Annotated in this window: 11 protein-coding genes and 1 tRNA gene; 4 read left to right on the top strand and 8 right to left on the bottom strand. The window is 64.9% G+C overall.

Annotation, left to right across the window (positions count from 1 at the left end; genetic code table 11):
* Nucleotides 1-28: 28 nt before the first annotated feature.
* The 7 genes from U1708_RS13690 to U1708_RS13660 form a co-directional block, all read right to left on the bottom strand.
* Nucleotides 29-1,474, bottom strand: coding sequence for a S41 family peptidase (locus tag U1708_RS13690; RefSeq protein WP_332746395.1), 1,446 nt, complete (start codon nt 1,472-1,474; stop codon nt 29-31).
* Nucleotides 1,475-1,664: 190 nt separating this feature from the next.
* A complete protein-coding gene (yihA, locus tag U1708_RS13685) occupies nt 1,665-2,282 on the bottom strand; it encodes a ribosome biogenesis GTP-binding protein YihA/YsxC (protein WP_056052878.1) in 618 nt (205 codons plus the stop codon).
* 59 nt (nt 2,283-2,341) lie between these two features.
* Nucleotides 2,342-4,051, bottom strand: coding sequence for a membrane protein insertase YidC (yidC, locus tag U1708_RS13680; RefSeq protein ID WP_332746394.1), 1,710 nt, complete (start codon nt 4,049-4,051; stop codon nt 2,342-2,344).
* Complete coding sequence (yidD, locus tag U1708_RS13675) at nt 4,048-4,305, bottom strand: membrane protein insertion efficiency factor YidD (RefSeq protein ID WP_332746393.1); 258 nt, start codon at nt 4,303-4,305, stop codon at nt 4,048-4,050. Before yidD ends, yidC begins: the two co-directional genes overlap by 4 nt.
* Nucleotides 4,306-4,498: 193 nt before the next feature.
* Nucleotides 4,499-4,855: a ribonuclease P protein component gene (rnpA, locus tag U1708_RS13670; protein WP_332746392.1), complete on the bottom strand. Its 357-nt coding sequence runs from the start codon at nt 4,853-4,855 to the stop codon at nt 4,499-4,501.
* Between the two features lie 56 nt (nt 4,856-4,911).
* Nucleotides 4,912-5,046 carry a 50S ribosomal protein L34 gene (gene rpmH / locus U1708_RS13665; RefSeq protein ID WP_031393806.1) on the bottom strand — a complete coding sequence of 45 codons (135 nt, stop codon included), beginning with the start codon at nt 5,044-5,046 and terminating at the stop codon, nt 4,912-4,914.
* 87 nt (nt 5,047-5,133) lie between these two features.
* Nucleotides 5,134-5,436 carry a hypothetical protein gene (locus U1708_RS13660; RefSeq protein WP_332746391.1) on the bottom strand — a complete coding sequence of 101 codons (303 nt, stop codon included), beginning with the start codon at nt 5,434-5,436 and terminating at the stop codon, nt 5,134-5,136.
* Nucleotides 5,437-5,553: 117 nt separating this feature from the next.
* Here U1708_RS13660 and U1708_RS13655 point away from each other — a divergent pair, with 117 nt between their 5' ends.
* From U1708_RS13655 to U1708_RS13640, 4 genes are all read left to right on the top strand, one after another.
* Nucleotides 5,554-7,062, top strand: a complete 1,509-nt coding sequence (locus U1708_RS13655) for a YifB family Mg chelatase-like AAA ATPase (protein ID WP_332746390.1) — start codon at nt 5,554-5,556, stop codon at nt 7,060-7,062.
* A gap of 57 nt (nt 7,063-7,119) precedes the next feature.
* Nucleotides 7,120-7,204, top strand: a tRNA-Leu gene (locus U1708_RS13650).
* 246 nt (nt 7,205-7,450) lie between these two features.
* A complete protein-coding gene (locus tag U1708_RS13645; RefSeq protein WP_332746389.1) occupies nt 7,451-8,731 on the top strand; it encodes a tyrosine-type recombinase/integrase in 1,281 nt (426 codons plus the stop codon).
* 243 nt (nt 8,732-8,974) lie between these two features.
* Nucleotides 8,975-12,382, top strand: coding sequence for an amidohydrolase family protein (locus tag U1708_RS13640; RefSeq protein ID WP_332746388.1), 3,408 nt, complete (start codon nt 8,975-8,977; stop codon nt 12,380-12,382).
* A 404-nt stretch (nt 12,383-12,786) separates the two neighbouring features.
* On the opposite strand, the gene U1708_RS13635 is transcribed toward U1708_RS13640, so the two are convergent.
* On the bottom strand, nt 12,787-14,379 hold the full coding sequence (locus U1708_RS13635; RefSeq protein WP_332746387.1) for an alkaline phosphatase D family protein: 1,593 nt from the start codon (nt 14,377-14,379) through the stop codon (nt 12,787-12,789).
* Nucleotides 14,380-14,401: the final 22 nt, after the last annotated feature.

Here is a 14,401-nt window from a genome sequence, read left to right as displayed (position 1 = left end):
TCACGATCGCCGCGACGCGCCCCCGCAATCAGAACGAACCGGGCACCATCCGTTGCGCGGCGCTCGGTTCCGCGGGGATCAGCAGGTCCTGACGCGTGCTCGCGGTGGTCCGTGCAGACGACGCACCGACATCGCCGGTGATCGGGGAGCAACTACGACCCGCGAGGAAATCGAGCGCGCGGCGAGTAGAGGCTTCGCGCGGGTCGCCGAGCGGGAAGCTGATGTCATCGGTCGCGCGACATGTTGCTTCGACGGTCGATGCCAAGCCGTCGAAGTAATTGCCGTTGCGCGCCGCGTTCTGCGTCGTGAAGGCGACCACGCGGAGGCGGTCGTCGCAGGCCGGCTTGTCGAGCGCGATCTGGCCGACGGGCTTGCCGTAGGTGTTGGTCCCGATCAGCGCGGAGTTGCTATGCAGATACGGCGTGAACGCGTTGATCACGAGTTCGCTCGCCGATGCCGTGCCGCCGCTGCCGATGAACGCGATCCGGGTCGGCGCGATCGATTCGGGTTGCGGGGCGAAGAACCGGGTTTCGTTGTTGGATGCCTTCTCCGTGCGGAAGGTCGTGTAGTCGAACACCTCCGACGTGGATCGCGCTCCGCCGAGCAGGTCGCCGAGATACTCCGCCGTCGCGACAAGTCCGCCGCCATTGTAGCGCAGATCGATGACGACCTTGGTCACGCCGTTCGCGCGGAAATCGGCGAAGGCAGCCTTCAACGCGGGTTCGGCCGTAGAAATGAACGTCCGCAGGTTGATATAGCCGACGCGCTGGCCGCTATCGTCGATGATCTTCGCGCCGTATCGTGTCGAGACCGGCAGCAGGTTGAAGTCCGCCTTGGCGACCGTCACGTCACGCGTACCGGCGGCGTCCGAGATCCGGAACACGCGAGACGTGCCCGCCGTGTCGGGTCCGAATGCGGTGGTCAACCCGGCCGCGCCCTCGGCACTGATGATCGCGCTCACCGTGCGCAGGTTGCCCGACGTCGTGCCGATCGCGACGATCTCCGTACCGCGATCGATACCTGCGGCGAGGGCAGGAGCGTTTTCGAACGATTCGGCCGCGAACAGCCGCTGGCCGGTCTGGTCGAGCGCGAACCGGATGCCGAAGCCGGCACTCGATCCCGACGTGTAATACGCGTTCTCTTCCTTGATCGACGTCAGATACGTGAAATACCGATCCTTGCGCTGAGACCGCGCGGTCGCGGTGAGCGCGTCGATGTAATCGTCGACACTGGTATAGCTCGCCGCATTGAGGGTCGCGGGCAACGTATCGGGGAACAGATACCATTCGCGAAGCTGCGCGGCAGCCCAGTCCTGTCGCTCGCGCAACGAACAGCCCGCCGTCGCGGTCGGCGTCGGGGTGGGCGTCGGTGTCGCCCCGGTGCTGCCCCCCGTCGAATTCGAGCCACCATCGCCGCCGCCGCAGCCCGACACCATCGCAACTATCGCCAGCATCGCCCCGAACCGTGTCCGCATCGCGTAATCTCCCCCGTTTACCGGAGGCTACGAAATTCGCCGGACTATGCCAGCGGCAAATCACCGATCGATCGAATGTCGACAAATTTAGTAGAGCGCTACGATTTCCGCGGTCATATCAAACGCATGCCCACGGCAGAGGCGGGTCCGGTAGATCTCCGGCTATCCCGCCAATCGACCGCCGTTTGGGCTAGCTGACTGCTTCGACGACTGCTGCGCGGAGTTCGGGGATACCCATGCCGTATTCGCTCGACGTGACGAGGATGTCGGGGTGCGCGGCGGGACGCTTGCGCGCCTCGATCGCGGTGCGTTCGGTCACTTCGACCAGTTCGGACGCCTTGATCTTGTCCGCCTTGGTAAGCACCATGCGGTAGCTGACCGCGGCCTTGTCGAGCATCTCGAGGATCTCGCGGTCGACGTCCTTGATGCCGTGGCGCGAATCGATCAGCACGAGCGCCCGCTTCAACACGTCACGACCGCGCAGGAAATCGTTGATCAGGAAGCGCCATTTCTTGACCACGTCCTTGGGCGCCTTGGCGAACCCGTAGCCGGGCATGTCGACGAGGCGGAACGCGAGCGGCGCGCCGACGTCGAAGAAGTTTAGCTCCTGCGTACGGCCCGGCGTGTTCGACGTACGTGCCATCGAGTTGCGCCCGGTGAGCGCGTTCAACAGCGACGACTTGCCGACGTTCGAGCGGCCCGCAAACGCCACCTCCGGCACCGATGCATCGGGCAGAAATTCGAGCGTCGGCGCCGATTTCAGGAAGCCGACATGCCCTGCGAACAGCTTTCGCGCATGCTCCAGCATCTCGGGCGTGAACGGCGCGTCGGTCTGCTCCAGGTCTGGACCTAAGTTGGGAACGTCGTTCACTTGGTCACCGGCACTTTCAGGCCCGGATGGCGGGCGTAGAGCAGCTTCTGCTGGATGATCGTCAGGACGTTCGACGTGATCCAGTACACCTGGAGGCCGACCGCGAACGGCGCCATCACGAACATCAGGACCCATGGCAGCAGCTTGAACACCTGCTTCTGCGTGTCGTCCATCGGCGTCGGGTTCAGCTTGAACTGGAAGTACATGCTGATGCCCAGGATGATCGGCACGACACCGATCGCGATCATGTGCGGCGGCGTGAACGGCAGCAGGCCGAACAGGTTGAGCGGCGTCAGCGGATCGGGCGCGGACAGATCCTTGATCCACGCGACGAACGGCTGATGACGCATTTCGATCGTCAGCATCAGCACCTTGTACAGCGCGTACATGATCGGGATCTGGAGCAGCGTCGGCGCACAGCCCGCGAGCGGATTGACCTTCTCCGCCTTGTACAGCGCCATCACCTCCTGCTGCATGCGGACCTTGTCGTCCTTATACTTCTCTTGCAGCAGCTTCATCTTCGGCTGGACGGCGCGCATTGCGGCCATCGACTTGAACTGGCGCTGCGCGATCGGGAACAGCAGGCCGCGGATCGTCACCGTCAGCAGGATGATCGCGACGCCGAAGTTGCCGACCATGCGGAACAGCCAGTCGAGATAATAGAAGATCGGCTTCTCGACGATGCGGAACCAGCCCCAGTCGATCGCGTAATCGAGCTTGGCGACGCCGCCGGCCTGATCGGTGTAGCGATCGAGCAGGCGGACTTCCTTGGCGCCGGCGAAGAAGCGCGACGTCTGCGTGATCGACTGGCCGGGCGCGACCTGCTTGGGCTGGAGCGCGTAGTCGGCCTGGTACGCCTTGTTGGCGCCGGCGCGGAACTGGCCGTCGAACGCCTGGCCCTGATCGGGGACGAGCGCGGTCAGCCAGTATTTGTCGGTGAAGCCGAGCCAGCCGCCGGTCGTCGTGAACTTCTGCGTGGCCTCGTCGATGTCCTTGTAGTCGGGGCGGTAATGCGCGCCGCCATTGTCAACCGACATCGGCCCGACATGGATCGTCATCGACGACGGATCCTTCGAGATGCCGACGCGGTTGACGAGGCCATAGGTGGCGACGGGGACGGGAGCGGTGCCGGCGTTCAGGACGGTCTGGCGAACCGTGAACATGTAATCCTGGTCGACCGCGATCTGAATGCGGAAGCGCTGGCCGGTGGCGTTGGTTGCGTCGAGCGTGACCGGGGTGGTCGGCGTCAACGTGGTCGAGCCCGACGGGGTCCAGACGGCGTCTGCTGCGGGCGGGGCTAGGCCCTGCGCACGCCAGCCGAAGCTTGCGAAATAGGCATCGGGCGCACCGGCGGGCGAGAGCAGGCGGATCGGCGGCGAGTTCTTCGCGACAGTCTCGTCATAGCCCTTGAGCACGAGATCGTCGATCCGTGCGCCCTTGAGGTTGATCGACCCCGACACGCGGGGCGTCTCGATGCGGATGCGGGGGGTGCTCGCGATCACCGCGTTGCGATCACCGATGGCTGCGGCACCGTCTGCGGCTGGATCGGCCGCGGGGTTCGCGACCGGCTTGGTCTTGCCGCCTTCGATCTTCGTGACCGGTGGATTCGCGGTCGGGAAGAACTTGCCCTGGATCAGCGGCCATCCGAACAGGATCAGCGCCGCGATCACCGCGAACAGCACGAAATTCTGCTTGTCGTCTTTCACAGGGCGGCGTCTTTCAGTTTCTTGTCGATGTCTGGGTCGTGGTCGGGGACCGGGTCAGGTCCGTACCCGCCCCACGGATGGCAACGCGCGATGCGCTTCGCCGCCAACCAGCCCCCCTTGAGCGCGCCATAGCGCCCAACGGCCTCTATTGCATAGGCTGAACACGAAGGATCGTAGCGGCAGCTCGACGGCAGGACGAGCGAGGGGCCGAGTTGCCAGCCGCGTGCGAGGAGGATGAGGAGGCGGGCTAGCACGTCAAAACCGACGTCTCAGAGTGTTTCGCCGCGAAGGCGGGGACCCAGACTTGGCTCCCGCCTTCGTGGGAGAACAAGGAGGAGGGGGGGACGGCAAGCGTCGAGTTCGACTCGCTACCACGCAACCCAACCTCCACCCCGGCGAAGGCCGGGGCCCAATTGGGAGGCATGAGTAACGAGGCGCAGCCACTCATCAAGGCCGCTTTCCCACTTGGGCCCCGGCCTTCGCCGGGGTGGTGGCCTGTGCTGCTGTGGTGGTTTCTGCTGAAGTGTTAGCAGCAGCCTGCGGCGTAACCTTTCGGAACGCCTTGCCAAGCTCGGTCCGCAACAAGGCGTAGTCCCGCTCGACCCCGCCATTACGCCCGATCAAAACATGATCGGCCCCGGCAACACCGCGTTCCGCCAACAGCTCGCGCGCCAACGCCCGCAACCGCCGTTTCATGCGGTTCCGGACGACGGCGTTGCCGATCTTCTTGGTGACGGTGAAGCCGATTCGCATCGTCTCGTCACCGTCGTCGCGGGGGCGCATGAGCAGGACGAATCCCGGCATCGGTGCGCGCTTCCCAGCATTCGCCGCGAGAAAATCGCGGCGTTTGCTTAATACGGTTAGGCCGACAGCTTCTTGCGACCGCGGGCGCGGCGTGCGTGGATCACTGCCCGGCCGCCGACCGTCGCCATCCGTGCGCGGAAGCCGTGACGGCGTGCGCGTACCAGGTTGCTCGGCTGAAAGGTCCGCTTCATTGGTCATTCCCTAGGTCATCAAATAGAAAACGGCCGCCACGGGGACGGCCTTGATGGCTGGGCGCTTACGGAAAGGGCGGCGGTAAGTCAATTCGCACCGGCCTCGGCAGCCGCGCTTTTCGACGCCTTTGCCCGCTCGTGCCGCCGCATCGCGCTCTGCCGCCGCATCATTCGATCGACGAAATGCCCGGTCCGCGGCCACCGCCGCTTCAGCCGCGCCCATTTCAGTCGCGCCCACCGCGAATTGCGCAGCACCAGCACCATCCCGCCGGCGAACAGGAAGATGCCTGCCGGCCCCGGCAGAGGGGCAAGCAGCGGTGCACTCAGAATCAACAGCATCCCGAGCACCAACTGGCCGAAGCGGAGAAGCGGGGAGCGGACTGGATTCACGGAAGGCATGTGGGTCCGGTGTATTAGGTTCGCAAGACGGCAAGTTGCCGCCCACACTTGCAGACATGGCAATTCGGGTATGAATAAGGCGTGACGTCGTGTCGCGGGAGAGCGGGCATGGCGGCGATCGTGGCGACGGTGGCGTATCTCGGGCTGGAAGCGCGTGCCGTCGAGGTGCAAGTCCAACTGATTCCAGGACTTCCCGCGTTCAACGTCGTCGGGCTGGCGGACAAGGCGGTCGGCGAAAGTCGTGAGCGGGTGCGCGGTGCTATCGCGGGCATGGGGCTGTCGCTGCCGCCGAAACGCATCGCGGTGAACCTGTCGCCCGCCGATCTCCCGAAAGAAGGATCGCATTTCGATCTACCCATCGCGCTGGCGCTGCTGGCGGCGATGGGCGTGGTCGATGCCGAGGCACTGGCGGACTATGTGATAGTCGGCGAACTCGGCCTCGACGCGCGGATCACCGCGTCGCCGGGCGTGCTGCTCGCGGCGTTGCATGCGTCGGAAGTGGGCAAGGGGCTCGTCTGCCCCGCCGCGCAAGGGTCGGAAGCGGCGTGGGCCGGCGAAATCGAGGTCATCGCCGCGCCCGACCTGCTGTCACTGCTGAACCACTTCAAGGGACACGGCCTGCTTAGCCCGCCAAAGCCGGGGATCGCCGAGCAGGCCGATCACGGTCCGGACCTGCGGCAGGTCAAAGGGCAGGAGACGGCCAAGCGTGCGCTGGAGATCGCCGCCGCCGGATCGCACAACCTGCTGATGGTAGGCCCGCCCGGCTCGGGCAAGTCGCTGATGGCGTCGTGCCTTCCCGGCATCCTGCCGCCGCTCGACCCTGCCGAAGCGCTCGAAGTATCGATGGTCCAGTCGGTCGCCGGTACGCTTTCCGGCGGTCGTCTGACCCGAACGCGCCCGTTCCGCGCGCCGCATCACTCCGCATCGATGGCGGCGCTCACCGGGGGTGGCCTCAAGGTCAAGCCGGGGGAGGTGAGTCTCGCGCATCTAGGCGTGCTGTTCCTCGACGAACTCCCGGAGTTCCAGCGCGCCGTCCTCGATTCGCTCCGCCAACCGCTGGAGACGGGCACGGTCAGCGTCGCGCGAGCCAACGCGCACGTCACGTTTCCTGCTCGCGTACAGTTGATCGCAGCGATGAACCCGTGCCGGTGCGGGCATCTCGGTGATGCGAGCCTGGCCTGCGCGCGCGCCCCGAAATGCGCCGCGGATTATCAGGCCAAGGTGTCCGGCCCCTTGCTGGACCGGATCGACCTGCATATCGACGTCCAGGCGGTCAGCGCCGCGGACCTGATCCTCCCGCCGCCGACCGAAGGCTCGGCAGAGGTTTCCGCGCGCGTCGCCATCGCCCGCGCGATCCAGGCCGACCGATACCGCGATCACCCGGTTCGAACGAATGCGGAGGCGGATGGGGCGTTGCTCGACGCCGTTGCCACGCCTGACGAAGCTGGCCGCAAACTGCTCGCCCAAGCTGCCGAAGCGATGCGGCTGACCGCGCGCGGCTACACCCGCATCCTCCGCGTCGCCCGCACCATCGCCGATCTCGCCGGCAGCGATACCGTCACCCGCATTCACATCGCCGAGGCGCTAAGCTACCGCCGCCAGCCGCCCCGCAACTAAAGGCGCAACTAAACCCGCTTGCGGCGGACGAAAGCTTCGTCTAGCCAACCCGCCGCTGCCCCTGTGGCGAAATTGGTAGACGCGACCGACTCAAAATCGGTTGCCGCAAGGCATGCTGGTTCGATTCCGGCCAGGGGCACCAACCATGAATTCCAACGCATCCCAAACCGTCCCGAAAGGGGCGGTTTTCGGTGTTGTTATAGGGTTGTGGGGTGTCTCACCGCATCCCATTGTTACCCCATGCAGCGACGATCATTTGGGGGCACGTTGGGGGCACCGAGTTCTGTGGGTGGGGGCACCGAATGCTGACCGATACGGCCGTCAAAAGGCCAAGCCGACGGACAAGCCTTACAAGGTGGGCGACTCGGGCGGGCTATATTAATACGTCATGCCAAGCGGGTATCGCAGCTGGCGCATGAAGTTTCGATTTGCGGGTAATGAGAAGAGTCTGGTGTTCGGGTCGTATCCGAACACGACGTTACTCCAGGCGCGCGCGATGCGCGAGAATGCAGCCAAGCTATTGCGGGACGGCGTCGACCCGTCGGTGCACAAGGTGCAGCAGGCCGCAGCGCAGGTTGCGCGCGTCGGTGCGACGTTCAAGATGATTGCCGAGGATTGGTTAGCCAGCCAGGATGCAATCTGGTCGAAGCGCTATGCGCAGAACGTGAAGAACAGCTTCGTACAGGATGTCTATCTGAAGCTCGGGCACCTGCCGGTCGACGCGATCACCACACCGCTGGTGCCGAAGGTTTTGCGTCCGGTCGAGGAACGCGGGGCGATCGAGACGGCGCATCGCATCCGCCAGCGGATCTCGGAAGTCTTTGCCCGCGCGATCGGCAGCAGCATCGTTGCGGCCGATCCTGCCGCGGTCGCGCAACGCGCGTTGTCGCCGATCAAGCGCGGCAAGCAACCCGCGGTGCGGACGGTGGAAGCCGCGCGCATCGTTTTGCGCAAGGTCGAGGAACAGCCGGCGCATCCGCTGACGAAGCTGGCGTCACGTTTCCTGTCGCACGGCCGTACGCTCTGGCGTGCTGCGAAGGGCCGAACCGAAGGAATTCGAGGGGCTGGGCGGGCCGGAGCCGATCTAACATATCCCGGCCGCCAAGATGAAACTGGTCGTCGACCAGAAGGAGGATGCGGCCTTCGAATTCATCGTGCCGTTGTCCAGACAGGCGGTCGATACGATTACCGCCGCGATGGACTTCTCGGAGAAGGGACCGCTGATCTTCCGCAGCGTGCGTCATCCCAGAAGGCCGCTCAGCGACAGCACGCTGAGCAAGGCCTATCGGGAAGCCGGGTTCACGGGGCTTCACGTCCCGCACGGTTGGCGATCGACGTTCTCGACCGTGATGAACGAGCTAGTGGGCGTGGAGAGCAGGGACTGGCGAGACGAGAAGAGAAGCGGTTCGATCTGCGTGGCAGGTGCATCAATTTGCATCTTCGGGAGCAGCGAAATACGGCCGTAGAAGTCGAGGTTTTCGGCGTTACTGCATCAATCCCAGCGACTGCATCGAAAGCCACTGAAAAGCTCGCGGGTGAGGCGGGGGTTCTTGCGCGGTATTTGGGTGTGCAACTTAGAACCAACGAAATTGGTGGAAAGCGGACTGGCCGCTTTCGGGTAGCGATCGGCGTAAGCGGACGTTCGTTCATCCTGTGGGGCGGGGGGTAACCGGTCGCTTCTGGTGCAAAGCGGAACGGCCGCTTTGAAGCAGCCGAATGGGTTCATGCTCGTTCGTTCACTAAGCGGGGCAGCCCCCGACCGCCTAGCTGAAACGGCCGGACGACGGGCAGGGCTCAACATCGAACGCGTGGCAAGCGCCGCCATTAGCGACCGCAGCGTCCGCCTCGATCTTTGCGGGTGACCGCTGCGGCGGATCGGCTAAGCTAGCTTGCAAAGGGAGATCCGCGTACCGTGAAGCACACATATACCACTCTTGCCTTATGCCTGTTGGCCGCGCAGCTTTCCGCCCAGAGCGTGCCGCCGCCAGTGAACAAGCCGGTCGAGCAGACGCAGGGGCCGGAGGACAAGGCGACAGCGCCGGGCCCGGAGCAGACCGGCACGTTGCCCCCGCCGGCGACGCCGTCCGTCGCACCCGTCGCGGTCGCCACGCCGAAGAAGCCGCCTGTCTGGGACGTCAGCAATCCACGTGGCCTGAAGACGCGTGAAGTTCCGATCCGGGTCGACGAAGGCAGCTGGATGAACGTCGACGTCTCGCCCGACGGCCGCATGCTCGCCTTCGATCTGCTGGGCGACATCTATACGATGCCGATCGCGGGTGGCACGCCGAAGCGTATCGCCGACGGCCTGGCGTTCGAGCATCAGGCGCGCTTCTCGCCCGACGGGAGGCGGATCGCCTTCACCTCGGATCGCGGCGGCGGCGACAATATCTGGGTGATGAACGCCGATGGCAGCGACAAGCGTCAGGTGACCAAGGAAGATTTTCGTCTCCTTAATCAGCCAAGCTGGAGTGCGGACGGGCGCTTTATTGCCGCCAAGAAGCATTTCACCACCGGGCGGTCGCTCGGCACCGGCGAAATCTGGTTGTATCACGTGTCGGGCGGCGGCGGTGTGCAGCTTGTCAAGCGCGCGAGCGAAGTGCTGCAAAAGGAGCTGGGGGAGCCGATCTACTCCCGCGACGGAAAGAGCATCTATTACACGCGCAACGTGTCGCCCGGCCCGATCTTCGAATATGCGCAGAATTCGCGCACCGATCTGTTCGATATCGAACGCTACGACCTAGATTCGGGCGAGGTGACCAGCGTTATCTCCGGCGTCGGTGGATCGGTACGCCCCACGCCAAGCCGCGACGGCAAAAGGATCGCATTCGTACGGCGCGATAACAACGTTACCAAATTGTGGGTCAAGGATCTGGCCAGCGGCGTCGAGCGTATCGTGTACGGCCCGCTCGATCGCGACGTGCAGGAAACCTGGGCGGTGACCGGCGTCTATCCCGAGATGGCCTGGACGGTCGGCGATAAGGAGATCGTGTTCTGGGCCGGCGGCAAATTGCGCCACGTGAACCCGGACGACGGCAGCGGCGCGGTGATTCCGTTCCGCATCGACGATACGCGCGTGATCGTCGATGCGGTGCACCCGCAGATCGAGGTCGCACCCGATACGTTCGCGACCAAAATGCCGCGCTGGGCTAGCGTCTCGCCCGACGGCCGCACCGTGGTATTCGAAACGCTCGGTAAATTGTGGACCAAGCCGACGGCGGGCGGCACGCCGGCCCGGCTGACGCGCGGGCAGGAGGAAATGGAGCTGTTCCCGAGCTGGTCGCGCGATGGGCGCCAGATCGTGTTCGTCGGCTGGAGCGATGCGGGGCTCGGCCAGGTCCGCACCGTCGCGGCCAGCGGCGGAACGCCCCGTACCGTCACAACGGCCGCCGGGCATTACCGCATCCCGCGTTTCTCGCCCAACGGCCAGACGATCGTGTTCGAACAGGGCGAAGGCGGCCGGCTGACGTCCGCGCGCGGCAATCCCGGCGTCGGGGCGTACCGCGTCGCGACGACCGGCGGCGCGCCGGTGCGCATCGCCAAGGACGCCGCGTCGCCGCAATTCGGCGCGAGCGGCGACCGCGTGTTCTTGATCGTCAACGAAAAGGACAAGCGACAGCTGATCAGCACCGGGCTCGACGGGCAGGATCGCCGCGTCCATGCCGAGGGCGAGCTGATCAACGACTATCAAGTGTCGCCCGCGGGCGACTACATTGCCTTCCGGCAGAATTACGAAGCGTTCGTGATGCCGCTGATGCCAGGCAAGCAGGCAGTGACGGCCGACGGATCGGCCAAGTCCGGGGCGTTGCCGATCACCCGCGTCAGCGGCGACGGCGCCGACTTCATCAATTGGTCGAACGACGGCAAGGCGATGCACTGGAGCGCCGGTCCGACGCTATACACCGCGCAGACCAGCGCGCTGTTCCGCGATGCGCCGGCCGGCGAGGATGCTCCGAAGTTCGCCGCCCCCCGCACCGGCGTGTCGCTGTCGATGCCGGTGACTGCTTCCAAGGCCACGGGCACGGTCGCCCTTACCGGTGCGCGCGTCATCACGATGGCCTCAAAGGATGGCGGGATAATCGACGACGCCACGATCCTGATCCGGGGCGACCGCATCGCCGCGATCGGCCCTCGCGGCTCGGTCGCGGTGCCCGCAGGCGCCAAGACTGTCGAACTCGGCGGCAAGACGATCATTCCGGGGCTCGTCGATGCGCACGCGCATGGACCGCAGGGCGAAGACGAGCTCGTGCCGCAGCAGAACTGGTCGGCAATGGCCAATCTCGCACTCGGCACGACGACGATTCATGATCCCTCATCCCGCTCGGCCGAAGTCTTCCCGGCGGCAGAAATGCAGCAGGCCGGCATGCTGCTCGCGCCGCGTACCTTCTCGACCGGGGAGATCATCTACGGTGCCAAGGCACCCGACGTGTACGCGCAGATCGAGACGTACGAGGATGCGCTCGCCGTCGTCCGTCGCCTCAAGGCGCAAGGCGCGCACAGTGTGAAGAACTACAACCAGCCGCGCCGCGAACAGCGCCAGATGGTCGTCGCTGCCGCTCAGGCCGAGAATATGGAGGTGGTTCCCGAGGGTGGATCGCTGTTCACGTTGGACATGAGCCTGGTGCAGGACGGCAATTCCACCGTTGAGCACAACGTGCCGCTGGAGCACTTCTATGCCGATGTAGTGAGTTTATGGTCGCAGTCGACCGTCGGCTACACGCCCACCTTGGTCGTCGCCTATGGCGGGCCGGCGGGCGATCCCTACTGGCGGGCGCATAGTGACGTCTGGCGGCATCCCTTGCTCAGCCGCCACGCGCCACCCGCTTTGCTCGCCGCGCAGAACGCGCGGCGCGAGATTGCGCCGGAGGAGGATTATGTTGACGGCGCGACCGCGCGCGAGGCGAAGAAGCTTGCCGACAAGGGCGTGCCAGTGGCAATCGGCGCGCATGGGCAGCAGCCGGGGCTTGGCGCCCATTGGGAGCTATGGAGCTTTGTGCGCGGCGGCTTCACGCCAATCGAGGCGCTCCGTGCCGGCACGATCGAGTCGGCGCGCTCGCTGGGGTACAACAAGGATGTCGGCTCTCTTGAAGTGGGCAAGCTCGCCGATCTGGTCGTTCTCGATGCCGATCCAAACGTCGATATCCGCAACAGCGACAAGGTGTCGCAAGTGATGCTTGGCGGGCGGCTATACGACGCGGCAACGCTGAATGAGGTCGTCACCGGCGCGCGCAAGCGGTTGCCCTATTGGTGGGAAGGCGCGGGTGCCGGCACGGATACGGGCGTGAAGATCACTGTCGGCCATGGTTTCGGCGACGTCGACTGAGCGGCGATCCACCATACCCGTCAACTTCGCCCTTCTTGACCTTCAGCGTATCTTCCCTCTCCCATCGGAAGAGGGAAGATATGTCGTATCCGCACGCGCCGCCAATCTTTGAGCAGCTGTCGGTCGAGACGATCGACGCCGCGATACTTAGCTTCAGTGGCTGTGCAACGCAGGTCGAACGAACATCGAATGTCGGCTTCTTGACCAGAGCCGTATGACATGTCTCACGCCAACGGCGGCAATGTCCGAATCCCAGACGTTCCGAGCGGCTGGCTGAGATTCTCGGCCAGCCTATACCTAGATAAACAAACGACGGATTCCGGGAAGCGTCCAAACGACGTTGAGCGTTCACTTGTGGGTCACTGACATACGAGTGGACTTCGCTTGTTGCTTTTGATCACGGGTCAGGCGCGTTGCAACCCCGGCTTGCCGCGCTCGGTAACGAAACTGGCGTGCGTCGAGAGCGTCCCGTTCCGCGTTGCGATCGTGTCCAGGACTTTCAGGTCGCCGCGCCATAGATCGCGACCAACGTCGCATAAGACATAGCCACGCCGGTCAATCAGAGCCTTGAGGTGCGAATTTTCCGCGCGGGACGAACGGGTGTAGTCGTCGTTCTCGCCTACTCCGTCCGCCCCTGAGCTGATCGAAGTCGCGAGATATTCACTGCTGATGATCTTGCCGTTGCCGTGATCTTGGATCAGGTCGCCGGCATAATGGCGGTGGGCGTCTCCACTGACGGTCATGACGTTGCCCGGGCAATGCCTGTCGATATGCGCGAGCAGGCCGCGGCGGCTGTTCATATAGCCCGACCATTGATCCATCGAGACGAGCTGCTCCGGGTGCCCGGCCTTGTGATAGCCAAGGTTCATCAGGCAGACCTGTTGCGCGATCAGGTTCCAGCGTGCCTTCGAACGATCGAGCCCCTTGAACAGCCATGCTTCCTGCGGCGCGCCCGTGATCGACCGGTCGGTCGCGAACGCCTCCGGCCCCTGCGGCGCGTCACGATCGCCGTAGACCTGATCCGAGCGATATTGCCGCGTATCGAGGAAGAATGCGTCCATCAGGTCGCCGAAACGCGCGCCGCGATACATCTGCATATGCGATCCGTCGGGCATCGACGAGCGGCGCAGCGGCATGTGCTCGTAATAGGCCTGCATCGCCATCGCGCGGCGTGTGCGGAACACTTCCGGCGCGGTGTTGTCCTGATCGATGTCGCCGGCCCAGTTATTGTCGATCTCGTGATCGTCGAAGCTGACGAACCACGGCGCGGCGGCGTGCGCGGCCTGGAGATCGGGATCGCTCTTATATTGGGCGTAGCGCTGGCGGTAATCGCCGATCGAATAAATCTCGTGGCCGAGATGGCGGCGGACCAGCGGCTTTTTGGCATTGCGCGGTTGCTCGCCGCGATCGGGCCCCTCGTAGATGTAATCGCCGTAGTGGAACACGAAGTCGATCGGCTCGGCGGCGATGTGCCGCCACGCGGTGTAATAGCCTTCCTCGTAATGCTGGCACCCGGCGACCGCGAAGCGCACGCGGTCGAGCGGTGCGCCGGGCGGGGGCAGGGTGGCGCCGCGCCCGGCGGCGCTGCGCTCGCCGCCGCAGGTGAAGCGGTACCAATAGGGCCGCGCGGGGTCGAGCCCGGCGACCTCGACATGCACCGAATGCGCCAGCTCAGGGTGCGCGATCGTCTCGCCGCGCTGGAGCACCTGGCCGAATTCGGGGTCGGCGGCGACTTCCCACGCGACCAGCACGGGGGCCATCACCATGCCGCCATCGGGCTGGAGAGGCAGCGGCGCGAGGCGGGTCCAGATGACGAAGCCATTGGCATCCGGATCGCCCGCCGCGACGCCGAGCGTGAACGGCGGCGTCGGAAAGCGCGGGTCCTCGATCAGGTTGCGCGGGCGCACCTCGGCGGCACCCGCGCGCCACGGCAGCAGACCGGCGGCGGTCAGGCTTCCCAAAGCGGACAGGAGATAGCGGCGGTCGACTTCGTACATGGTCGTAACTCCGTTCGGCAGA

The sequence above is a fragment of the Sphingomonas arabinosi genome (genome assembly GCF_036663715.1).
Classification (GTDB): Bacteria; Pseudomonadota; Alphaproteobacteria; order Sphingomonadales; family Sphingomonadaceae; genus Sphingomonas.
The sequence above is the reverse complement of the archived record's forward strand: the minus strand, read 5'-3'. Positions and strand labels throughout refer to the sequence as shown.